Here is a 21,997-nt window from a genome sequence, read left to right as displayed (position 1 = left end):
GGCAACCGCCGAAAATTACGATCCTGCCGGAAAGAGAGGAGGGGCTTCCCTGGCGATGCGGCGGCACAGTGGCGCGCAATTTTGGCGAACATCAAATCAGATCTGGAAGAACTCGGCAGCGCGCTCGACTATCTCATCCGGCTGACCTTCTTCATCAAGGGGCCATTTCCCGATGGCGGCGTTCTAAGTTCACCCAATTTTCGTCTCGACGTACGGGACGAGTTCTTTGCCGAGCATTGCGCGAAGCACTGCAGCTATAACAACCCGCCGCCCTCCGAGGTGATCGGGATTGCAGCGCTTGCGCAAGCCGACATCGATTGTCGCGGTGGCGGCGTTGCCTGACTGAAAAAGTTTTCGCGTGCAGCGATAGCTTAGTTGCCTTGGCTCTCGAGTGTCACTCCGGGGCTGTGGCCGGAGCCGTGTAACGTCGGCGCACAGCGTCAAGCACCCGCTTGCGGCTCTCCTGCGCCGACAGGGTCTTGTCCTCTTCCGCCTCGGCGGTTTCGCGCGCCAGGTCCTTGTCCCTGATCTGATGTCGAAACCATTTGGAATAGTCGCCGGTGCGCAAGTGAAACTCCCAAGTCTTGTCGTCTATGCCCTCGGCGATCTGAGCGAAGATCATCAGATTGTGAGCCCTGAGGTTCATCGCATTGTCAGGGCCATGGAAATAGAAGCTGCCGGCTTCGTCGAGCTGGCCTTCGGCATATTTCCGGCTGTGCCGCTTGAGTGACTGACGTGGTTCCACCACCTTGACCGTCTTGACTTTCTTGCCCGCCTGCGGCCGCCAGAACAGCACGCGCGCGCCCTTGGGGCTGGGGATGTCCTTTGGCGGCTCAATGCCAGTCTCCTTGCAGAAGACCTTCACCACGTCCTTCGCCTTGGGGCCAAGCGCAATGATGGCTGTCACAAGGCGCAAGGCGTCTGTCGAGATCGCCTCGGGGTGAACGGTGATCAAGATTGTGCCCGGCAATTCCAATGAAAGGACCGCCCGCGTATCGTCGCGCCGCTTGGGCAGAAGATGGTGCGCTTCATCGATGACGAGCCAGTGCGGTCTCGCGGTGCGCCGGCGGAAACTGCTCAGGCCAGGCAGCAGGTCGGCAAAGAAATCCGGCCTCTCGTCGACGCGCAGGGCCAATCCGTTGACGACAATGTTGCTGTCGGCCTTGGCGATCAGATCCAGCACCTGCGCCTTTGTCGGCGCGCTTGAGCCGTCTCCCAGGCGAACGGCGCCTTCGAGGCCGTCATAGTCGCCTTCGGGATCAAAGACGCAGAACTGAAAACCACTTTCGACGAAGCGTTCCGTCAGCGCGGTGGCCAAGGTGGATTTACCAATGCCGGAACTCCCGGCAATGAGGATCGTGTCGCTCGGCGACAGGTAGACATCATCGCCGCCAGACGACCCAAGAACGATGCCGTCATGGCGCTTCGGCACTATCGCGTGATCACGCTTTATCAGCTTTGCGATCAATTGCTCCACGCCCTTGCCGCGGGCGCCACGCATGACCAGGTTGGCTGTATCCTTGACCGCCGGAATTGCATTGTCGACGGCGGCGCTGCAGCCACAGGCTTGCAGGAACGCGTGGTCGTTCTCGGCGTCGCCGACGCCGACGACGTTGTGCGGCGAAAGTCGAAGGTCCTGAAGGGCCGCAGCGAGCCCGGTGGCTTTGTTGATGCCGCTCGGCAGGATCATCACCGCGCCCTTGTTGAAGATGATTTCCAGTTCGAGACCCATCTTCTTGATGATATCGAGCACGGTCGCCTGATGGGGTTCCCAGGTCGCGACGATCGATCGCCCGACCGAAAGCGGCTTGACGCCCTGCCGCTTCAATCTGGCGACGAATTTGGGCTCGGGCGATGGGGCGATCACCCGCTCTTCCTCGCTGGCCGGCGTGTAGATCATCGCGCCATTCTCAGCGACGACCTTGTCGAAGAGGCTAAGCTCGGGAAAGACGCGCTTGAGATCGGGCAGTTCACGCCCGGTGACGAGAACCAGCTTGCGGCCGCTTTTCTTGAACCGCTCAAGCGCGGCGAGCGTCTTCTTGGCGACGATCCCATCATGAGCCAGCGTGCCGTCATAGTCTGCCGCCAATGCAATGAAATACATTCCGCCGACCCTTCTCGTTCCGGTTGCCCTGTGGCTAGAACGTGTGATCGAGACAAAGGCTCCCCACCGACCGAATCGTAGGTGGAGGAGGGGCGGTTCGCCCTCGGAAATCAGGAACTCCTTCGGTGCCGGTACGTTGACCAGACAAGCCGGGAACCGTCCCGGTCTTTGCTGGCGGCGTGCAAACCCCGTCGCCGAAATCCACACCAAGCGCAATGAAAGGTAAGGCCATGGGCTTCTTTTCGAAGGACATCAAGACACTCGACGATCTCTTCGTGCACACGCTGCGCGACATCTATTACGCCGAAAAGCAGATCGAGAAGGCGCTGCCGAAGATGATCGACAAGGCAACCGACCCGCAATTGAAAGCCGGATTTGAAAAACACCTCGACCAGACGAGAGGCCATATCGAGCGCGTCGAACAGGTGTTTGAGTTGCATGGCGTCAAGGCCAAGGAGGTCAACTGTCCGGCAATCGACGGTATTCTCGAGGAGGCCGACGATGTGAGCGGTGACGTCGATGACAAGGAGGTTCTCGACGCGGCGCTGATTGCTTCGGCGCAGGCCGTCGAACACTATGAGATGACCCGCTACGGGACGCTCATCGCCTGGGCCAAGCAACTCGGCCGCACCGACTGCGCCAATGTGCTGGCCAAGAACCTGAGGGAAGAACAGGCGACAGATCGCAAGCTCACCGAAATGGCGGAAAGCAAGATCAACCTGCAGGCAGCCGAATAGGGCTGCAATCCGGCCGGCTGGTAACTCGGCCGGCCGGATTGCTGGCAGGTTTCCACTCCGTCAGCGAGACGGGTCGACGCCCAAGGCCGTTGATTGCTTGCGCAGCGCCTCATCGTCATCCTGCGGCGCATGCCGAGCAGATCCTGCGATTTCCGTGTAGATGCGGTACGCTACACAAGTGAGCGCCACCATGAAAAGCAGACGGCCCATCCATCCTACTCCTTGCTCATGGATTTCATTCCGGCCATCCTCAGTACCCTCCGACGACCGGCAAGATTTCGCCGGTGATGTAGCTCGAGCAATGCGGCGAAGCGAGGAACACATAGGCCGGCGCGAGTTCTTCCGGTTGCGCGGGTCGTTTCATTGGCGTGTCCGCGCCGAATTTCGAGACGTCGTCGGCTTCCTTGTCCGACGGATTGAGCGGCGTCCACACCGGACCCGGTGCGACCGCATTCACCCTTATGCCCTTGCCGATGAGATTGCCCGACAGGGCCCGCGTGAAGGCATGGATGCCGCCCTTGGTCATCGAATAGTCGACCAGTTGTTTTGAACCGTCGATACCGGTTACCGAACCGGTGTTGATGATCGCCGAACCTGGCTTCATGTGCGGCACCGCTTCCTGCGCCATATGAAAATAGCCGTAAAGATTGGTCTTCAGCGTCGTGTCGAAATGTTCTTCGGTCAGCTCGCCGAAATCGCTGGAATGGATCTGGAACGCAGCGTTGTTGACCAGCACGTCGATGCGACCGAATTTTTCAACGGTCTCCATGACCGCCTTGTGGCAGTGGCTGCGTTCGCTGACATCGGCCTTGACCAGGATGCAGCGTCGTCCCTCCTTTTCCACCGCTGATTTGGTCTCTTCAGCATCCTTGTCCTCGGCCAGATAGACGATCGCGACGTCGGCGCCCTCGCGGGCGAACAACACCGCCACCGAGCGGCCGATGCCGGAATCGCCGCCCGTGATGAGTGCTACCTTTTGGTCGAGTTTTTTCGATCCGAGATAGTACGGCGCATCGTACAGCGGCTCCGGCTCTAGCGCCCATTCGTGCCCCGGTTTGGGCTGATGTTGCTCGGGGAAGGGGGGCTCGGGATATTCACGGGCGCCAGCCTGCATGGCGCCTTGCTGCTTCCCACCGCCTTTCGATTTGTCCTTGGCATCGACGCCACGTTGGATATGGCGCTGCTTGGCCGCTTCACCGGCTATTTCCGACTTCATCTGCATGATCGTCTCCTTGGCTTGGAGAGGAAACAACGCATGTCAGGCAAAAAGGTTTGCGCAAAAGATCGACTTGCCGAGAGGATTCCGGCCAGCGTTTGGCAACGCGTAACGACGACATCGCCAGCTGCACCAATTCAGCTGCAATGCAGCCGCGCCAGCCACCGCCGCGATGGGATCGAGCACCGGGGCTTGCCCGCTGCCTGCGCCGCCTTGGCGGCGAGCCAAACGTAATGATGTGGATTGGGAAGCTATTGCGTCAAACTGGCAAAGCAGCGCCATCCGGTCTACTCCGGGCGTAGCCGCCGGAATTCTATCTTGGCGACAGCCCATCGAGCAGGAAGTCGAGGCCTTTTCGGAAGGCGCCATCCCAATCGTTGTCCAACAGCAGACGAGAGCGTTCGATTGTCGGGTAGTGTTCGCTGAGGTGTGTAAGACGCTGCTGTGCGGCTGCCCTGTCTTCTTCCGAGAGGTCGAAGCTTGCCCGGGTGAGGGTGGCGCCCATCACATAATTCCAGAGCGACCATATCGCGGCGTTCAGATTCGCGTCGGCAACACCGGCTCTGGACAAGGTCTTGCTCAACATTTCCAGGCGGCTGAGAATGTTCGGGCCGAGCGCCCGGCGCGGCAACAGCGATGCCGACCAAGGATGGCGCAACATTCTGGCGCGCCAGTCTTCGAGCATATGAACGACGTCTCCACGCCAGTCCGGAGACTCACCTGTTTCAGGCGATCCGCGATGTTCGAGCACCGAATCGAGTGCTAGATCAAAGACATCCTCCTTGTTGTCAACGTGCCAATACAGGCTCATCACACCCGAGCCGAGGCGATCGGCCAGCCGACGCATTGTCAATCCGTCTATGCCCTGGGCGTCCAGCAGTTCCACGGCGATCGCCACGATACGCTCTCGAGACAGCGGCGGCTCGCTGCTCGCCTCCTGGATGGGTTGAAGCTTTGTCCGTTGCGATCGTTTGCTGGCACTGCGGGGTTTGGCTGCCATCTGTCTTCCTTGCTGGCCGAACGTCGATTTTGGCAGGCACCGTCAGGAATGTCGACGCTGATCGCTTGACTAGTACGATGTACCATACGATGACTCGTACATCGCACGATTCATCGTATGAGCGATCTGGTTTAAAGTTCATGCCGGCGGCGAGTGCGTTATTCGCAGTCAGCAGAGCCAGGAGAAATCATGTCACGCGCAATCAAGCATCTGCTTATCGGAGGGCTAATCATCATGACCATTGCAGTTCCCACTGCGTCGCCGGCGAACGAGTTCAAGCTGACCATCATCAATCCACAGACGCTCTACGACCCGTCGCCGAATGGCTACAGCACCGCCGTGATCGCACCGCGCGGAGCTCGGATTGCCTACATTTCCGGGCAGGGCGGCCAAGACAGCACAGGAGCCTTGTCACCCGATTTCGCCGTCCAGGTTAAGCAGGCCTACGCAAATTTGCATGCGGCGCTCGGGGGCATCGGCGCCAAGCCGGATCAGGTGGCGAAGCTCACGGTCTTCGTGGTCGACCACGACATGTCCAAGCTCGATGTGTTAACCAGGAACGTCAAGGACATGTTCGGCGAGGCGTTGCCGGCGCAGACACTGGTTCCCGTTCCCAAGCTTGCAATCGACCCCATGCTTTTCGAGGTGGAAGCCACCGTTATTCTGGAATAGGGAGCCTGATCGCCCCAACTGACATGGGGTCGAGCACGCCGCCGACAGCCGCGCGTTGGAACCACCAATTCATTTTGGCTCCCACGAAGCAAAGCCGTCACGACGCATACACTCTATTGCTATTGCCGCCGCATCCAAAAGTCGCATAAGATAGATTATGGAACTAACGCATCGGTCAAGAACTGGAAATTGCCGCTGATTCTCATAGGCTTGAGCCGATTGTGCCGTATTGCCTTGAGCGGATGGCCAACGCTAGGCTGTCGAAATGAAGATGGCAAACAGCGAGATCGAAGCGGCGATCGAAGTGTTCGTGCATGGCTTCAGCGCCGACAGAAGCCGCACCTTTCCTTACGAGGCCAGCCGCGTTGGACGCTTGTGGCTGATGCGCGATGCCGAGCGCAAGAATCTTCGTGACTACCGCGGCGAAGAATGGGTCGTCCATGACGTCGCCGCTCAAGAAGCCGATGCCGTCGTGCGGCAGCATGCACGGCCGGGCTTTGCCATTTCCGTTGTGATCGCGAACGAGGATCCGGACGGGCCGACACGAACCGCCTACAAAGCTCTCGGCTACCGGCTGCTTCGGACCGAAGGTTTTTTCGTCCACCGGTTGCGCCGGATTCCGAGCCCGCCAGCGGTTGCGGGCGCTTCGGTCGAACGCGTGCAGACAGCCGAACGGGCGGCGGCGCAGTTGGGAAAGATCATCCGCAGACAGCCGATCCCGGATCATTTGCTCGGCGACAGCGCGCCGTTGCGCCAGTATGTGGCAGTCGATGGCGCCGATATCGTTGGGCGCGTGCGCAGCTTGGATGCCGTGGAAGCCACGTGGTGTTCGAGCATGTATGTCGAGCCTTCGCACCGGCGTCGCGGCATTGGCCAGGCTTTGATGTCGAAAATGTTGCACGACGATCGGGCGCGTGGGTCGAGGTGCTCGGTGCTGGCTGCAACCCACGCCGGGGCTCTGCTTTATCCCCGGATGGGCTACGAACGGATCGGAACGCTGCTGATATTCGCACCAATGAACCGAAAGCCTGTATGAAAGTCTATTCGCATCACGCTGATTCGTAAGGGATTTCAATCGCCATCCCATCATAGGCCGGCTCGACGTTGGCGGGTGTCTCGGCCATCACCGTGGCGTAGTCGAGCGGCACGTGCATATGTGTCAACACCGCATGTATCGGCGCCAGCCGCTCGATCCATTCAAGCGCTTCGCCAAGGGACAGGTGACTGGGATGCGTCCGGTACTGCAGCGCGTCGATGATCAGCACGTCGAGGTCGCGCAGCCGTTCGGCGGTGGGTTCCGGAAAGTCGCTGATGTCGGGACAATAGGCGAGACCGCCAATGCGGAAACCGAGCGATACGATGTCGCCGTGGATCTGCGGCAGCGGCTCAAGGGTGAGGGTACCCCCCTCTCCTTCGATGACCACCGGCCTGGTGTGGTCGATGAGATGCGGCCTGACGATCGGCGGATAGGAACTGCCTTGCGGCGTCTCGAAACAGTATCCGAACGCTTCCCGCAACCGAAGCATCGTCGCCCTGTCGGCATGGACGTCGATCAGTTGGCGCTGATCGAGAACGAAACCGCGCAGATCGTCGATGCCATGGATGTGGTCGGCATGCGGGTGGGTATAGACGACCGCATCGACACGTTTAACGCCGGCCAGCAGCATCTGCTGCCGAAAATCCGGCCCCGTGTCGATGACGACAGTCGTGCGGCTGCCGTTCGCCGCGATCCGCTCGACGAGTGCGGCGGCACGCGTGCGCCGGTTCTTGGGGTTGTCGGGGTCGCAATTGCCCCAGTCGCCGGTGATGCGCGGCGTACCTGGGGACGAGCCGCAGCCGAGAATGGTGAGGCGCAGCCGGTCGGTCATCGTTCAGGCACTTTGCTCTACAGGCCGCGGCATCTTGCCGAACAGCCGGAAGAAATTATCCGTCGTCAGATCAGCGATTTCAGCTTCGCTGACGCCGATGGTTTCGGCCAGCACCTTGGCCGTGTGCGCGACATAGGCGGGCTCGTTGCGTTTGCCGCGAAACGGCACGGGCGCCAGATAGGGCGCGTCGGTTTCGACCAGCAGCCGGTCATGCGGCACATCGGCGGCAATGGCGCGCAACTCAGCTGAATTCTTGAAGGTGAGGATACCCGAGAACGACACGTAGCCGCCGAGAGCGACGCCAATTTCGGCGAGCCGATGTCCGGAAGAAAAGCAATGCAGGATGAAGGGGAAGGCGCCCTTCCCCGTTTCGGCCTTGAGGATCGCTGCCATGTCGTCGTCGGCGTCGCGCGAATGGATGACCAGCGGTAGGCCGGTCTCGCGCGCGGCTGATAGGTGGGTGCGAAAGCCTTGCGCCTGCGCATCGCGGGGCGCTTTGTCGTAGAAGTAGTCCAGCCCGGCCTCGCCGATGGCCACCACTTTCGGGTGCGCGGATAGCCGCACAAGCTCCTCGACCGTGATATCCAGCTCTTCGGCCGCATTGTGCGGATGAGTGCCGACAGAGCAATAGACTTCGTCGAAAGTTTCAGCGATCTCAAGTACTTGCGGAAACCGCCTCACGCGTGTCGAGATCGTCACCATACGGTCGATTCCGGCGGCTAACGCGCGGGCGACGATGGCCGCCCGCTCCTCGGCGAAGTCGGGAAAGTCGAGATGGCAGTGACTGTCGACGAGCATCAGACGTTCGCGTCCGGCTGTTCGACATAACGTGGAAACACCCCTTCCGGTACGGGCAACGCAGTGCCGGGCACCAGCGCATGGTCAGCATGGACATGCGCGAAAGCGCGGCTCTCCGCCGGCACCGCCAACAGGTCGAGCAGTTTCGCGGCCGATCCCGGAGTGAAGGGCTGACACAGCACCGCCACGCGGCGCACGACTTCGGCGGTCGTCCACAGCACCGTTTCCATGCGCGCAGGGTTGGTCTTTTTCAACGCCCATGGTGCCTCGCCGGCAAAGTAGCGATCGGCTTCCGCCACCACGCCGAAGATCGCCGCCAGCGCCAGATGGATGCCCTGCTCGGCCATCGCCTTGCGCGCGATGTCGAGAGCGGCGACGGCCTGATCCAGGATTGCTCTGTCTGCATCCGTCAGGTCGCCGCGCTGCGGCACCACGCCGCCGCAGTTCTTGGCGATCATCGACAGCGAGCGTTGCGCAAGGTTGCCGAGGCCGTTGGCAAGATCGGCATTGGTGCGGTTGACGATCGCGTCATGGCTGTAGCTGCCGTCGTTGCCGAAGGGCACCTCGCGCAGGAAGAAGTAGCGCACCTGGTCGAGGCCGTAGTGCTCGACCATCGCGAATGGATCCACGACGTTGCCAACCGATTTCGACATCTTCTCGCCGCGGTTGAACAGGAAGCCATGCGCGAAAACGCGGCTCGGCAACTCAATGCCCGCCGACATCAGAAATGCCGGCCAATAGACCGCATGGAAGCGGACAATGTCCTTGCCGATGATGTGCGTGGCCGGCCAATAGCGCCATTGCTCGGCCTTTGTGTCGGGATAGCCGGCGGCGGTGATGTAGTTGGTCAACGCGTCGACCCAGACATACATCACATGTTTGTCGTCGCCGGGCACCGGCACGCCCCATTTGAAGGTGGTGCGCGAGATCGACAGATCCTTCAGCCCGGACTTGACGAAGCTGAGCACCTCGTTGCGGCGCTCGGTGGGACCGATAAAGTCTGGCTGGCTCTCATAAAGGGCCAGCAATTTTTCCTGATAGGCGGAAAGCCGAAAGAAATAGCTTTCTTCCTCGTTCCATTCGACGGGCGAGCCGAGCGGTTCGCGACGCACGCCATCCTCGCCGAGCGTCGTCTCGCTCTCGTCGAAATAGGCTTCCTGGCGCACCGAATACCAACCGCTATAACGGTCGAGATAGATGTCGCCATTGGCGGCCATCGCCTTCCAGATCGCCTGACAGGATTCGTAGTGGCGCGGTTCCGTCGTGCGGATGTAGTCGTCGTTCGAGCCACCCATCGCCTCGGTCATCGCGCGGAAAATCGCCGAATTGCGGTCGGCCAGCGCCAGCGGCGTTATGCCTTCCTTCTCGGCCGTTTGCTGCATCTTCAGGCCGTGTTCGTCGGTACCGGTCAGGAAGAAGACGTCCTTGCCGTCCAGGCGCTGGAAGCGTGCCAGGGCGTCGGTTGCAATGACCGTATAGGCGTGGCCGATATGCGGCTTGCCGTTCGGATAAAAGATCGGGGTGGTGATGTAGAACTTGTCGCGTGACATGAAGGAACCGTCATGAATGTCTGAATGGAAAGGCGTGGCGGTGGATATCGTATCGAGGCAGCATTTGCCATCCCGATCCAGGAAACCCAGTCACATTCGCATTGCAGAATTCAGGCGGTCGATCATGATCAGGGCGTGCTGCTTCTTGTCGAGATTGTAGGTATCGGTCTCAGATATAGCGTCCAGCGCCTCATGCCAAGTGTCGGACAACGTTTTGGCCCGTGCGAGATCGCCCGCCAGTGCTGCCTGACTTGCCGCGTCCGACAACAGGTCCAGCGCCCGGCGGTTGAAGATATCGAACTGGATCGCCTGATCGCGGCCAGCCACGGCTTCGGCGAGGCGAAACGCGCCGCCGACATCGCTCTTTCTGCCGGTGACCAGAGCGTCGAGCGTGGAGGCGATCTCCAGCCCGCCATACTGCGTCAACAGGATCGCGTTCCGGGCGCTGCCCCCTGCCCGCCCGACCAGTGCCGCGCGAGCCGCCGGATCGTCAGGCGGCGCGGGCTCGGTCGTTTCCAGCACCGTCATCAGGTCGTTGGCGTCGAGCGGGTTCAATCGCACCACCTGACAGCGCGACCGGATCGTCGGCAGCAGGCTGCCCGGCGCGTGGACAATCAGGATGAACAGAGTCCGTGCCGGCGGCTCTTCAAGATTTTTCAGCAACGCATTGGCCGCATTGGTGTTCATGTCATCGGCGGGGTCGACGATGACGACCCGATAGCTGCCGTCGTGCGAGGTCAGCGACAGGAAGCGGCTGACCTTGCGTATCTCATCGACGGTGACGACTGTCTTGAAACTCTTGGTCTTGTCGTTCAGCGGCCGGGTCAGATGCAGCACGGAAGGATGCGCCCCGGTGGCGATCTGGCGAAACAGCGACGAAGCCGGATCGGCAGTGGCAAGGCTTTCCGGCGCCTGCGCAAAATCCGGGTGCTTCAGCAGATGATGCGCAAGGTGGAAGGCGAGCGTCGCCTTGCCGATGCCGACTGGCCCGGAGAAGATCAGCGCATGCGGCAGCTTGCCCGCACGATAAGCGGCGGTGAGCACGCCTGCAGCTTGGCTATGCCCGACCAGAACGGGCGTTTCGGAGGGCTCCGGCACGCCGTCGAGCGTGTCGTGCTGCTCGGGTGCGATGCGTTCGAAGATCATGCCGGCGTTGCCTGCCTGTCGCGTGCCGGCGTTCTCGCCGCCAGTGCCGCGAACACCGCCGCGGTGACGACGTTCTCGACCGCGTCGGGCTCGGCGGCTGCGTCGACGACGATGCAGCGCTCCGGCTCGGCCTTGGCGATCGCCAGAAACGCCTCGCGGCGGGCCTGATGGATCGCCAGCGTCTCCTTTTCGAAGCGGTCGGCGACTGCCTCGGTGCCGCGCCGCAGCGTTGCGCGCCTCAGGCCTTCCGCCGGATCGATGTCGAAGATCAGCGTCATGTCCGGCATCATGCCGTTGATGGCGACCTGCTCCAGCGCATCCATGAACGCCGAATCGATGCCGCCGGTGACGCCCTGGTAGACGCGCGAGGAATCGAGGAAGCGGTCGCAAAGCACGATGGAACCACGCTCGACCGCCGGCCGGATGAGCTGCTCGACATGATCGGATCGCGCGGCGGCGAAAAGCAGCGCTTCCATCTTCGGTCCGAACGGTTCGGCCGCGCCCGAAAGCAGCACATGCCTGACGGCTTCGGCGCCCGGCGAGCCGCCGGGTTCGCGGGTAAGCAGCACATCGTATTTCTTGGCGCGCATCTTCCTGGCCAGCCGCTCGATCTGCGTCGACTTGCCTGCCCCCTCGCCGCCTTCGAAGGTGATGAAAAAACCGCGTGCCAACCGAGAGGCCTTCTTGTCCATGGCTGAATGGGATTGTAGCGCTCTAGATAGTCCGCGTTCGGCCAAACGTCCATGCCGTCAATTTTTGCCCTTGTGCAGTCGCCCCCAAAACCATGGCTGGTTTTGAGTGATATGCGTTATCGCAGCCAGCCGACCGCCAGTTCCTTGACGGCATCGAGTGCGCGCTGCGGCAGCGTGCCGACGCCGATCGATTCGGCGGCGAAAAGCGGTGTCTCCTGGCTGAGCGTATCGCCGATCCAGACGCGCAGCGCACCCACCGGCTGCCCCTCCTCCACCGGTGCAGCAACCGGGCCGTTGTAGACGATCCTGGCCGTCAGCTTGTCGCGGTTGGTGATCGGCAGGAAAATGTCGATCGGACCCTTGGCCTTCAGCGTCACCCCGGATTTCGCTCCGCCGAAAACCTGGGCTTCTCCAACCACCTCGTCCTTGGCGAAAATTTCAGTCTTCTCGAACGAGCGGACACCCCAGTCGAGCAGCTTTCGCGCTTCCTCGGCGCGCTCCTTGTCCGAGGCCAGCCCGCTCATCGCCGCGATCACGCGGGTACCATTGTGGCTGAGCGAACCGACGATGCCGAAACCGGCTGCCTCGCTCGCACCGACCGCCAGGCCGTCGGCGCCGATGTCCATCGCCAGCAGCGGATTGCGGTTCCTCTGTGAGATCTTGTTCCAGGTGAAATCCTTCTGGCTGTAATAGCGATAGAGATCCGGATAATCGCGCCACAGGTGCAGGGCGAGCTGCGCCAGCTCGCGCATGGTCGTCTGTTGGCCATCCGCCGGCAGGCCGGTCGAATTGACGAAAGTCGACGTCTTGAGGCCGATCTGGCGGGCCCGTTCGGTCATCTGCGCGGCAAAATTGTCCTCGGATCCCGACATGCCTTCGGCGATGACGATGCAGCCGTCATTGGCCGCCTGCACGGTCACGCCCTGAATCAGGTCTTCGAGCCGGATCGACGACTTGAGCTTGGCGAACATTGTCGATGTTCCCGAAGGCGCGCCACCCTTGCGCCAGGCGTTTTCGCTGACAACGAACGTATCGTCGAGCTTCAGGCGACCGGACTTGATGGCGTTGAAAACCACTTCCATGGTCATCAGCTTGGCCATCGAGGCCGGCGGTATCGGCTTGTCGGCATCCTTGGAAAACAGCACCGTCCCGGTCTCGGCGTCGATCATGAAGGCCTGTGCGGCCTTGGTCTCGAACAGCTGCGCACCGGCCGGAGCCTGGAAAAACAGCAGCAGGCCAAAAACCAGAAGCCCGGCGAGCGGGAGCAAGCGCAATTGCATGATGTTCGACCCGTTGGCCGGCACCGCCGGCAAGCCCGCAAAAAGTATCGGGCTTTTTGCACGGCGGATCAACCGCGTAGCGGAAATCCAGCCTGGCTTGTGCTCAGTTGCGCACAGCCAGCGCATCGGGAGCGCCATGCGACCAGGCAGCCTGCAGCAAATCATCCAGGTTGTGATGGCCATCGGGATAGAGATTGACCGAATACCAATCCTCGCCGTCGAGTTCCGAACGCTGGATCTCGATCTTGCCGAAGGCGGCAAGCTGAGCGGCAATACGCTTGGCTTCTCCGGCATCCTCGAACGAACCGGCAGCAACGTAGTCGGTGGACGGACCGGCCGGTGGCGGCTGCCGCTTCCACGATTGGAGCACGTCGGCCGGCGACATGCCGTCGCTACCCATTGCGGCGAAGGCATTTGAGGCGCGTTCGACCCGCTCGTCGGCATAGGACAGCGAGGCCACGGCAAACGGTGATTGCGGCGGCAGATTGATCTGCGGGCGCTCCGGCACGATCGGGCCGAAATCCGGAAGCGCCAGATCGCCATAGGCCGAGGACTGCGTCGACATGACCGGCTGGACAGCGCCGGAATCGGTCAACTGGCCCGGAAACGGCACGGCGGCGGCGCCCGCAGGCAGGCTTGGCGACGGCCCGTTCATGGCGACCATGACGCCGGTCGGCAGTCCATCCGACGGGTCTGGCGCCCTGTTGCCGGGATGGTAGGAAGCCATCAGATACTGGTCGTCATCGCCGTCGAGCGGCGCGCGGCCGACATATTCGACCTTCACCTGAGCGGTGCCGGTGTTGGCATAGTCAAGCATCTGGGCAGCGCGCTCCGAGACATCGATGATGCGGCCTTCGTGATATGGGCCGCGATCGTTGACGCGAACGATGACCGAACTGCCGGTCTTGAGATTGGTGACGCGGGCATAGCTCGGCAGCGGCATGGTCGGGTGCGCCGCCGTTAGATGGGTCATGTCGTAGACTTCGCCATTGGCGGTAAGCCGGCCATGGAAGGCGTCGCCATACCAGGAGGCCAGGCCGACCTTGGCGTAGCGCTTGTCTTCCCGGGGGTAATACCACTTGCCGCGGACCTGATAGGGTTTGCCGAGCTGATCCCTGCCGCCGCCACGTTGGATGCGCCCATTCTGGGAGATCACACGCGGGCTTGCCTTCACGCCATATTCGGATTCGGCGAAATATTCTTTGGAGCGGGTCTTCTTGTAGACCATCGCTTTCGGCTCGGGCTGCGACGCACAAGCCGCCAGCAAGGCGGCCGACATGGCGAACAACGCGACTGCAGCAGCGCGACGAAGACGCGGTTGCGTCACAGCCTGCATTTTCCTGATGTCCCCTTCAGTCTTGACCTAGACGTCGTGTCCAACCGTCGAAGAAGCCGAAACACTCACCCGACCAATACAACGACGCCTTTGAACCCCGATCCTTTGTGCGCAGGAATTGCTTATCACGGTATTAACCGATTGTGGCTGCAACCGGGCAAGATTGTGGCGTCTCCACCGTGAAAGCCTTCTGAAAAGTAACGGTTTTCGTGCTTCCACGCGAGAGATGTGATGCCCTCTGCCACAAAGAGCCTGGCTTCGCTCCTGCCGCCCATGCCTGCCGTTGACCAAGCTTTGACGGGCAGCGGACCGACCGTCGGAACAAAGAAATGCGCCGCTAGTTTCTTCCGCAGGGCACTCGAACAGAAGGACGAGCATGATGAAAATGGCTTCATTGACAATCGCGATCGCAATGTCACTTTCTGCCGGGTCTGCGATCGCCGCATGCCCGGACAAGTCGGCTTCCAACGCAGGGACGGATTCCGAACAGACCGCCGGTATTTCGAAAGATGGAACTCATGCGCCTTTAGAGACCCCAAAAGCGTCGGACAGCACGGGCAAGCCAGCCGCCAAGGATGGCGCCACGATGCCGTTGGCGGGCGCCGAAGGCGGCGGCGACAAGAATCTTGCAACCTCGCAGCAGGACATTGAGGCGCAGCAGCATGGTGATAAGGCCGCGGCGGCAAAGGCGGACGAAAGCTGCAAAGACTGAGGAACACGCAGGCCGGAGCCGATTTGCAGCTTCGGCCTTCCTCACGAGCAGCTGTTCCCTTGGCGAACTGAATTTTTTGGGGAAATGCCGCAGCTCTCCCAAGAGGTTGACCTATAGGGATTAACCCGCCCCGCCCGGTTGCAAGGATGGTTCTGGCGATAGCTGGACTGCGCCCTTGCCTGGGGCGCTGCATGGAAGCACTGCAGCGCCTCACAATCTCGGGCAACGCCCGCGGCGGGCTTCTTCTTCATGCACCATTGGACCGCGATGGTCCCGGTGCTCGATCCCGACAAGCTCAGAGTCTGCCCAGGACAGCAGGAAGCGACGCAGCGGTGGTTGACGCAGCCCTCAATGCCGCTTTACAGGAATGAGGCGTGAACCAGCCGGGAGCGCCTTCGGTGCCAATCCGGTGCCAACAGGCCAAACGGGTTGGCCCCCGCGCTACCCAAGTGGTTGAAAAATCACGATGGAGGAATGGCCGAGCGGTTTAAGGCACCGGTCTTGAAAACCGGCGTGGGTGCAAGCTCACCGTGGGTTCGAATCCCACTTCCTCCGCCAACTGGCGCCCCTGCAAGATCCGCCAAAGGCGCATAAGCGCGACGGCACCTGGTACCTCGTTCGCCGTGTTCCGAAGGAATTCGCCGAGCTCGATCGCCGCGTCCTGGTCCGCATCAGCACCGACATTCCGATCGTAAACGATCCCCGTGGCATTCGTGCCAAGGAAGTAGTGCAGCGCCTCCACGTCGAGCTCGATGCGTATTGGGGAGGGCTTCGCGACGGTCAATCTGGCGAAGCTCGCTTGCGTTTCGAGGCGGCCCAGCAGCGGGCGAAAGCCCTGAGGCTGGTCTATCAGACGAATGCCGAGCTCGCTGAAGGCGCGCGCGATGATATTGTCGACCGCATTAGACTGCTCCTCGACAGGAACGTCATTGAGGACGAGCGGGAGGTGGCGGCCGCCCTGGGTGGTGAGGAGCGGCCGGCGATCCGCCTCACGGGGCTGGTTGCAGAATTCGAGAAGATCGAGGCCCAAAGCCTCAATGCCATGTCCCCGAACCAGCTCCGAAAGTGGCGCAATCCGAAAAAGCGCGCCGTTGGCAACCTTATCGAGGTTGTGGGCGACATGAACATAGCCGCCCTCACCCGGAGCCACGCCATACAATTTCGCGAGTGGTGGCAGAAACGCATACGCGTGGAAAGTCTCGACATCGGCACCGCAAACAAGGACATTGGCCACGTGTCGAAGATGCTGACCACTGTCGACATGGCACATCAGCTGAATTTGCCGCCGGTGTTCAAGAAATTGCGGCTATCGGGACAGGTCGCGGTCCAACGAGCGGCTTTCGAAGCGGCTTTCGTCCAAGACAAGATCCTTGCCGACCGCGCGCTGGCGGAACTCAACGAGGAGGCCCGTCACCTTGTGCTGCTGATAGCGGACACCGGCATGCGTTTGTCGGAGGCGGCGAACCTTCTGCCGCACCGCATCTTGCTAGATCACGCGGTGCCACATGTGCAGGTGAGGCCCGATGGACGCGTGTTGAAGACAGACCACTCCCTGCGCGACATTCCGCTCGTGGGTTGCGCGCTCGCCGTAATGAAGCTCCACCCCAAAGGGTTTCCGCGCTATCTCGACAAGGCCGACTCGCTCTCTGCCTTGGTCAACAAGTTTCTTGACAATGCGAATCTCCTGCCGACTGATGACCACTCTCTCTACAGCCTGCGGCACACATACGAGGATCGGCTGACGGCCGTGGAGGCGCCCGAAAAGGTCGTGGCCATGCTGATGGGCCACAAATGGCATCGGCCAAAATACGGTTCTGGCCCGACGCTCGAGCAAAAGCAGTTCTGGCTGAAGAAGATCGCGTTCAAACCGCCGGCGCATCTTTGACCTCCCGCGCATCATTGCGGTGAGGACCGCCGCGTTATCATCGTGGCGCGCTTGAGCTCGACGGCGCGCTCCAGATGCTCGAACAACGGCACGTATGCGCTCTCAGGGGTACAGTCACGCTTGTATATGCGGTGCTCTCCGATTAATTGCCGTGAGCCGAGAACAAATCCGAGAGGCCGAAGGATGTATGGCGATGTCGTTAGGGAAGAACTCAATCTCCAGCCTTCGGCCCTCATCCGCTCCGAAGCTGAGTACATCCTCGACTTCCGTGATGCTGACGCCCTCTGAGCTCGACTTGCTTCGGCAACAGTCGAAAGAGACGGGCGACTTCGCGCGAAAAGCCTTCGAGGGTCTACGCCCCAAGGCAGCGAAATCGGCCTATGCGGCTGGGGTGCCGTCGACGGTGACACCGAGCAGACGCGCCTGAGTTTGGAGCGACCGGACGGACACCGCCGGCGGCTACTACACGCCTAGAGACGCAATCGTACCGCGCTGGACAGCGGCCGGCCCAATGCGGCCTACCACGAGGCGTTCCACCGCCTGCAGGCGCTGTTTCTCACCGATGCCGAGCCTCGGCTAAGATTTCTACGACGCTGGACGGGATCGAAGCGGCCCGTGCTTTTGCCAGCTCTGGAGAGCCACCATTTTTACGTTTACCTGCTTACGTCTCCGTACCAGACCAGTGGGGGCTGCTGTCAGCTCCCCGATGCTCATGCCATTGCAGAGAGCCGCCTAAATGAAAAACAGCTGTCATTGGCTCGAACTGTCCTTATCGAAGATCGTTTTGTCATCTACGATCCAAAGACTGAAGAATATTTCATTATCGACTGGTTCAAAGATAACCCGCCGTGAAAAACATCGGCTTGGCGTGATAATGCAAATCGACAAGATTGTAAGCAAGCGAGTTCGTGGAGCGGCGCTATCCGAGCTTGAGCGGCTTTGCCCAGTAAAGCTAAAAGATGAATCAGAGGTACTCCCATTCAAATCGGGTATTCATAATACCGCAATCGTCCGAAATGCTGGGTCTTTGAAACGCTCTCAGTGAGCCATCCTATCGAGACCCTGTCGCTGCCCTACCCTATCGATACCTTATCCATACCCCATCGATACCCTATCGATACCCTATCGACACAGAGACAGAGATAGAGACCATACAAGACGGAAATCCAACGAAACAAAAAATCTTACCTAAACCATTTTGAAAAATGTTTGCCGCGAGCGGCGAAGCTACCCTGTTCCGCGTTGGAGCGAAGGATCGAACATGGAGGACAGAACCAGTTGGCCCAAGACTACACCGAGACATGCGAAGCTAAAACTAGGAGGGGGACGGAATGCAGAAACGCAGCTGTGCCTGGAAAGCTCAGATGTCGGTTTCATGGTGGGCTGAGTACAGGCCCCACATCCCAAGGAGGAAAGGATAGGATAGCCGAAGCGCAGCGGTATCGTTGGGAGAGGTGGAGAGCTGCGGCTGATTCCTAGCAAATTGGCTTGGCAATCGTCGGCGCTCAACGAATGACTTGACTCCTCAACGGACATATTCGGACGGGTTTGAATGGGTCAACAATCCGCTTGAATGAATCAAGATGCAAACGGTGCCACTCCATGGGGTGTTACGATTATGTTGACTTTTGTTGACCTGAAAATCGTTTCGGTGAACGGGTTTCCAGGCACATGCTGAAGCGCACGTAGTGGCCAGGGGGCATTGAGGCGCGTGAGGCTTGCCCGGCGCAGCCAGGGCAAACCAGGCTCACGGACGTTTTGCACGGCAGACCAGGTCTCAATCATCTGCTGCTTTCGCGCGCTATGCCTTTGAATTGACCAACGATGGGGTTGGGGGTCAAAGCGAGATTGATCCCAAGCGCGGCCTTAGGGCCTCATAGAACTATCACCCTCATCTTTGTTGGGGTTTTGGCCAACTAAGCGAAGATCGGGCTAGGCCGAAGACGGCCGATCGAGGTCGACTCGCGCGACGGCGTAGGCGTCAAGCGAGATGAATTGGTCATCCAGCGGTCTTGCGGAAATTTCCATGAAGTTGGGATCGGTTGCCGCCTGCTCGAACTGCTCGGCGCCGAGAAGAGCAATACGGGCGCTGCTCGGCGCATCCGAAAGCCGCACAGATTGCGTCTTGGCGGTGAGGTTAGCGACCCACAGGGTCACGCCCCGATCGTTTTCAGCTGCGATCGTCACAACGCCGTCAGCGCCGAAAGTTCCTACGGACAGCAAGGTGGCTCCGCCGAGCTTTGAGAGACCAGCCAAGACATGGAAAGCGGGATAGACCGTTCGGGAATCCTGCTGGTCAAACCATGGCTGCACGAAGTCAGCCTTCCTATGGATTTGGCCAAATGGACCGGTGAAGTCACCGAAGACGACGGCCTCGATGCCCTCGCGAGCGCATGCGGCGAAATAGCCGACGATCCAGGCCGCATTGAACAGCCCGCGCTGACGAGGATCGATGCGCGATAGGCAGACGCGACCATTCGCTTCGTTCTGCGCCGTGGAGGCACCGTAAGGGTTCTCGCGGCAGCCGAGCTGACTGGGACCCACACGCAGCGGCAACCCGCCCATGAAGGAACGGGCAGAGCGGATCAGGTGGGGAATGGCCTCAAGCGTCTCCATCACTGACACATCGTCGGCAGCGTGCACGCTTGGACAGGTGGTAAAGGTCGCGTAGTCGAGCGCCTCGCTTGGCGGGCGCTTGCGATTGAGCTCGGTGAAGTACGCGGCCATGCCGCCGCCGACCGGTACACCCGGGAAAGCCCGGCGCGCTGCCGAGTAGCTTTCCTGGAAGCTCGGCATGGCCGGCCATGCTGCTCCCGGCTGTACCGATTTCATGTCCTGCGCCGGAAAGACGCAGATAGCTTCTAGATTGAGGCCGAGGCGACGGACAGCATCCGCGACCGGCTTCAACTCGCCGAAGGGATCCAGCGTTCCCCTGGTTATGATCTCCAGCACGACGCTTGCACCAATCAACCGGGTCAGCGCTGCGTACCGTTCAAGTTCATCGTGGCCGTGCCCGAGACGGAGATCGACCTGGCAGGCTATCCACTGCGGAGCCAATTGCCGAATTAGATCGGAGTTTCCAAGGGCGTGCCTGGCCTCGTCGGCGGCGACGCCGACGCCAATGCGAGGCACTCGGCCGGCCGGTCCGCCAATCGTCACTTTGATCGGCGGGTCAGGATTTTCAGACATCGGCGCAAGAAGCGTCCCCGACATATGCAGCCGGACGGCCTGGGTGAATTTCTGGCCCTTGGGCAGTCTGTAGGGCCACGGGCGACGCAAGGGACGAACATAGGTTTTATAGGATGCGTCAGACCAATTGCGTTGATCCTCCATCTCAAAGGCATCACCATCCATGGTGCAGGTGGCCCAGATCCCAGGCGCGATCTCATGTGACAACGCGCGCACGTCGGTGAACGGACATTCCGGATCAATAAAGTCCGGAAAATGCGAAAGCCTTTCGAGACCATCTTGATGCAGGACCCGCACCGGCTTGCCGGCCAAATCTGCTATGGGATGCAGCACGACGAAGCCGGTCCGGTTGGTCAAAAGGTCGGTCTCAGGCTCTGCTTCTGTCACAAACGACAGCGCACCATCGCTACTGCCCGAGACGCGTGCCCGGTAAACCAGGCGGCCGGATGTTGCGGCACATGTTGCACGGTATTCAATGGCGAACGCATCCGGCCTCTCGTCGATCCGCAGATCATCGAGAACGGGGGTACATGTTCCCCAGTTTTCGTCCCGTACAAGAAACGAGATTCCGCGCAAGATCTCGATCGTCCCGATGCGGATGTAGCGCAACGCCCCATTGTCGAACGCGACCGACAAGGATCCGGCGCGCAGTGTGCGCAGCGGTGCCTCGTGCTGTTCGGTGCCACATAAGCGGACTGCCAGGGAAGCTGTCGAGGTCAAATTGCCCGCTCCGTCGTGGCGTCGAAGATCGAGGCCCGGTTCATGTTGATGTCGATCGCAAGCTTCTCGCCCGGACGGCTGACGTCGTGCGCCTGCAGCTCAGCCATCACCGGCGCGCCAGCCAGTCGGAATGTCGCGTAGCTGCGCGAGCCGGTCGGCTGCAGCAGGTCGATCGTTGCCTCATAGCGAAACGTGCCCTGCTCCGGTGTGGCAGTGTGCGCCCGAGTGAGATGTTCTGGCCTCAACCCGAGCAGCACCTGCTGTCCGTCTGCGACGCCCTTCAGCCCCCTGCCCGGCGCTAAGGGCAGCAGCGCGTCCGCGAGCCGGATGGCGGCGGCGCTTCCGTCCAAGGCAAGGTTGCCTGGCAGGAAGCTCATCCGCGGCGAACCCAGAAACCCAGCGACGAAGGTTGAGGCCGGGTGCTCGAACAACTCGAGTGGCGCGCCCTGCTGCTCTATCAACCCGTCGCGCATCAGCACGATGCGGTCAGCCAACGTCATCGCTTCGATCTGGTCATGGGTGACGTAGATCATCGTTGTGGCAATGTCCTGGTGAAGGCGTTTGATTTCGCCGCGCATTTCGTCGCGAAGCTGTGCGTCGAGATTGGACAGTGGCTCGTCGAACAAAAAGATGAGGGGGTTGCGGACTATGGCGCGGCCGATGGCGACGCGCTGACGCTGGCCACCGGACAGCTGACGCGGAAAACGCCCCAGCAAGGGAGTGATGCCAAGCATGCGTGCCGCCTCGGCCACGCGCACCTCGACCTCTGGCTTCGGCATCTTGCGAGCCTTGAGGCCGAAGCCAATGTTCTTGGCCACGCTCATATGCGGATAGAGCGCATAATCTTGAAACACCATTGCCACGTCGCGATCGCGCGGCCGGAAATCATTGACCACTTCGCCGCCAATCTCGATCGTGCCTTGTGAGCTCTCCTCCAGTCCTGCGATGGTCCTCAGCAGAGTGCTCTTGCCGCATCCGGAGGGTCCAACCAGGACAGTGAACTCGCCGTCGGGGATGTGGAGGTCAATGCCGCGCACCGCATGGAAGGCGCCGTAGCGCTTGTGCAAGCCGGTGATTCTGACTTCGGCCATG

Annotated in this window: 20 protein-coding genes and 1 tRNA gene; 8 read left to right on the top strand and 13 right to left on the bottom strand. The window is 60.8% G+C overall.

What is annotated here, in order from left to right; translation table 11 throughout:
* Window positions 1-81 precede the first annotated feature (81 nt).
* Window positions 82-342, top strand: coding sequence for a hypothetical protein (locus tag NKH97_RS04180; protein WP_352721431.1), 261 nt, complete (start codon window positions 82-84; stop codon window positions 340-342).
* A 52-nt stretch (window positions 343-394) separates the two neighbouring features.
* Here NKH97_RS04180 and NKH97_RS04175 read toward each other — a convergent pair whose 3' ends face one another.
* Complete coding sequence (locus NKH97_RS04175; RefSeq protein WP_023811962.1) at window positions 395-2,104, bottom strand: HAD family hydrolase; 1,710 nt, start codon at window positions 2,102-2,104, stop codon at window positions 395-397.
* Between the two features lie 230 nt (window positions 2,105-2,334).
* Here NKH97_RS04175 and NKH97_RS04170 point away from each other — a divergent pair, with 230 nt between their 5' ends.
* A complete protein-coding gene (locus tag NKH97_RS04170; protein WP_023811961.1) occupies window positions 2,335-2,841 on the top strand; it encodes a YciE/YciF ferroxidase family protein in 507 nt (168 codons plus the stop codon).
* 60 nt (window positions 2,842-2,901) lie between these two features.
* Here the strand turns inward: NKH97_RS04170 and NKH97_RS04165 are convergent, their stop codons facing one another.
* The 3 genes from NKH97_RS04165 to NKH97_RS04155 form a co-directional block, all read right to left on the bottom strand.
* Window positions 2,902-3,051, bottom strand: coding sequence for a hypothetical protein (locus tag NKH97_RS04165; RefSeq protein WP_023811960.1), 150 nt, complete (start codon window positions 3,049-3,051; stop codon window positions 2,902-2,904).
* 40 nt (window positions 3,052-3,091) lie between these two features.
* A complete protein-coding gene (locus NKH97_RS04160) occupies window positions 3,092-4,063 on the bottom strand; it encodes an SDR family oxidoreductase (protein WP_023811959.1) in 972 nt (323 codons plus the stop codon).
* Between the two features lie 307 nt (window positions 4,064-4,370).
* Window positions 4,371-5,057: a TetR/AcrR family transcriptional regulator C-terminal domain-containing protein gene (locus tag NKH97_RS04155; RefSeq protein WP_023811958.1), complete on the bottom strand. Its 687-nt coding sequence runs from the start codon at window positions 5,055-5,057 to the stop codon at window positions 4,371-4,373.
* 189 nt (window positions 5,058-5,246) lie between these two features.
* Between NKH97_RS04155 and NKH97_RS04150 the strand changes: the two genes are divergently transcribed.
* Together NKH97_RS04150 and NKH97_RS04145 are read left to right on the top strand one after the other, a co-directional pair.
* Window positions 5,247-5,729, top strand: a complete 483-nt coding sequence (locus NKH97_RS04150) for a RidA family protein (protein WP_023811957.1) — start codon at window positions 5,247-5,249, stop codon at window positions 5,727-5,729.
* Window positions 5,730-5,994: 265 nt separating this feature from the next.
* A complete protein-coding gene (locus tag NKH97_RS04145) occupies window positions 5,995-6,765 on the top strand; it encodes a GNAT family N-acetyltransferase (RefSeq protein WP_023811956.1) in 771 nt (256 codons plus the stop codon).
* 13 nt (window positions 6,766-6,778) lie between these two features.
* Here NKH97_RS04145 and NKH97_RS04140 read toward each other — a convergent pair whose 3' ends face one another.
* The 7 genes from NKH97_RS04140 to NKH97_RS04110 form a co-directional block, all read right to left on the bottom strand.
* Complete coding sequence (locus NKH97_RS04140) at window positions 6,779-7,597, bottom strand: MBL fold metallo-hydrolase (RefSeq protein ID WP_023811955.1); 819 nt, start codon at window positions 7,595-7,597, stop codon at window positions 6,779-6,781.
* Window positions 7,598-7,600: 3 nt separating this feature from the next.
* On the bottom strand, window positions 7,601-8,395 hold the full coding sequence (locus NKH97_RS04135; RefSeq protein ID WP_023811954.1) for a TatD family hydrolase: 795 nt from the start codon (window positions 8,393-8,395) through the stop codon (window positions 7,601-7,603).
* On the bottom strand, window positions 8,395-9,945 hold the full coding sequence (gene metG, locus NKH97_RS04130) for a methionine--tRNA ligase (protein WP_023811953.1): 1,551 nt from the start codon (window positions 9,943-9,945) through the stop codon (window positions 8,395-8,397). Before metG ends, NKH97_RS04135 begins: the two co-directional genes overlap by 1 nt.
* A gap of 90 nt (window positions 9,946-10,035) precedes the next feature.
* A complete protein-coding gene (locus tag NKH97_RS04125) occupies window positions 10,036-11,091 on the bottom strand; it encodes a DNA polymerase III subunit delta' (protein WP_023811952.1) in 1,056 nt (351 codons plus the stop codon).
* Window positions 11,088-11,762 (bottom strand): dTMP kinase, encoded by a 675-nt coding sequence (gene tmk, locus NKH97_RS04120; protein WP_023811951.1) that lies wholly within the window; start codon window positions 11,760-11,762, stop codon window positions 11,088-11,090. The genes NKH97_RS04125 and tmk overlap by 4 nt, the downstream gene beginning before the upstream one ends.
* Window positions 11,763-11,899: 137 nt before the next feature.
* Window positions 11,900-13,063, bottom strand: a complete 1,164-nt coding sequence (locus NKH97_RS04115) for a D-alanyl-D-alanine carboxypeptidase family protein (RefSeq protein ID WP_164892962.1) — start codon at window positions 13,061-13,063, stop codon at window positions 11,900-11,902.
* 103 nt (window positions 13,064-13,166) lie between these two features.
* Window positions 13,167-14,399 (bottom strand): septal ring lytic transglycosylase RlpA family protein, encoded by a 1,233-nt coding sequence (locus NKH97_RS04110; protein ID WP_023811949.1) that lies wholly within the window; start codon window positions 14,397-14,399, stop codon window positions 13,167-13,169.
* A 376-nt stretch (window positions 14,400-14,775) separates the two neighbouring features.
* On the opposite strand from NKH97_RS04110, the gene NKH97_RS04105 reads away from it, so the two are divergent.
* The 4 genes from NKH97_RS04105 to NKH97_RS04090 all read left to right on the top strand — a co-directional run bounded on the left by NKH97_RS04105 (window position 14,776) and on the right by NKH97_RS04090 (window position 18,475).
* Window positions 14,776-15,111 carry a hypothetical protein gene (locus NKH97_RS04105; protein ID WP_128304492.1) on the top strand — a complete coding sequence of 112 codons (336 nt, stop codon included), beginning with the start codon at window positions 14,776-14,778 and terminating at the stop codon, window positions 15,109-15,111.
* Window positions 15,112-15,579: 468 nt separating this feature from the next.
* Window positions 15,580-15,669, top strand: a tRNA-Ser gene (locus tag NKH97_RS04100).
* Complete coding sequence (locus NKH97_RS04095) at window positions 15,629-16,996, top strand: integrase (protein WP_352611758.1); 1,368 nt, start codon at window positions 15,629-15,631, stop codon at window positions 16,994-16,996. The genes NKH97_RS04100 and NKH97_RS04095 overlap by 41 nt, the downstream gene beginning before the upstream one ends.
* Window positions 16,997-18,205: 1,209 nt before the next feature.
* On the top strand, window positions 18,206-18,475 hold the full coding sequence (locus NKH97_RS04090; protein WP_352441490.1) for an HGGxSTG domain-containing protein: 270 nt from the start codon (window positions 18,206-18,208) through the stop codon (window positions 18,473-18,475).
* Window positions 18,476-18,928: 453 nt separating this feature from the next.
* Here the strand turns inward: NKH97_RS04090 and NKH97_RS04085 are convergent, their stop codons facing one another.
* A complete protein-coding gene (locus NKH97_RS04085; protein WP_352630691.1) occupies window positions 18,929-20,905 on the bottom strand; it encodes a D-apionate lactonase family protein in 1,977 nt (658 codons plus the stop codon).
* A complete protein-coding gene (locus NKH97_RS04080) occupies window positions 20,902-21,996 on the bottom strand; it encodes an ABC transporter ATP-binding protein (RefSeq protein WP_023811943.1) in 1,095 nt (364 codons plus the stop codon). Before NKH97_RS04080 ends, NKH97_RS04085 begins: the two co-directional genes overlap by 4 nt.
* Window position 21,997 lies beyond the last annotated feature (1 nt).

This window comes from Mesorhizobium sp. M0870 (assembly GCF_040319775.1).
In the GTDB taxonomy this organism is placed as follows: Bacteria; Pseudomonadota; Alphaproteobacteria; order Rhizobiales; family Rhizobiaceae; genus Mesorhizobium.
Note: the sequence above shows the minus strand (reverse complement) of the source record. Positions and strands in the feature narration are given on the sequence as shown.

Bases quoted from the DNA above. Each gene is read 5' to 3' on its own strand.
- NKH97_RS04175 (WP_023811962.1), bottom strand. From the start codon at position 2,104: ATGTATTTCATTGCATTGGCGGCAGACTATGACGGCACGCTGGCTCAT.
- NKH97_RS04170 (WP_023811961.1), top strand. From the start codon at position 2,335: ATGGGCTTCTTTTCGAAGGACATCAAGACACTCGACGATCTCTTCGTG.
- NKH97_RS04165 (WP_023811960.1), bottom strand. From the start codon at position 3,051: ATGGGCCGTCTGCTTTTCATGGTGGCGCTCACTTGTGTAGCGTACCGC.
- NKH97_RS04160 (WP_023811959.1), bottom strand. From the start codon at position 4,063: ATGCAGATGAAGTCGGAAATAGCCGGTGAAGCGGCCAAGCAGCGCCAT.
- NKH97_RS04155 (WP_023811958.1), bottom strand. From the start codon at position 5,057: ATGGCAGCCAAACCCCGCAGTGCCAGCAAACGATCGCAACGGACAAAG.
- NKH97_RS04150 (WP_023811957.1), top strand. From the start codon at position 5,247: ATGTCACGCGCAATCAAGCATCTGCTTATCGGAGGGCTAATCATCATG.
- NKH97_RS04145 (WP_023811956.1), top strand. From the start codon at position 5,995: ATGAAGATGGCAAACAGCGAGATCGAAGCGGCGATCGAAGTGTTCGTG.
- NKH97_RS04140 (WP_023811955.1), bottom strand. From the start codon at position 7,597: ATGACCGACCGGCTGCGCCTCACCATTCTCGGCTGCGGCTCGTCCCCA.
- NKH97_RS04135 (WP_023811954.1), bottom strand. From the start codon at position 8,395: ATGCTCGTCGACAGTCACTGCCATCTCGACTTTCCCGACTTCGCCGAG.
- metG (WP_023811953.1), bottom strand. From the start codon at position 9,945: ATGTCACGCGACAAGTTCTACATCACCACCCCGATCTTTTATCCGAAC.
- NKH97_RS04125 (WP_023811952.1), bottom strand. From the start codon at position 11,091: ATGATCTTCGAACGCATCGCACCCGAGCAGCACGACACGCTCGACGGC.
- NKH97_RS04115 (WP_164892962.1), bottom strand. From the start codon at position 13,063: ATGCAATTGCGCTTGCTCCCGCTCGCCGGGCTTCTGGTTTTTGGCCTG.
- NKH97_RS04110 (WP_023811949.1), bottom strand. From the start codon at position 14,399: ATGCAGGCTGTGACGCAACCGCGTCTTCGTCGCGCTGCTGCAGTCGCG.
- NKH97_RS04105 (WP_128304492.1), top strand. From the start codon at position 14,776: ATGATGAAAATGGCTTCATTGACAATCGCGATCGCAATGTCACTTTCT.
- NKH97_RS04080 (WP_023811943.1), bottom strand. From the start codon at position 21,996: ATGGCCGAAGTCAGAATCACCGGCTTGCACAAGCGCTACGGCGCCTTC.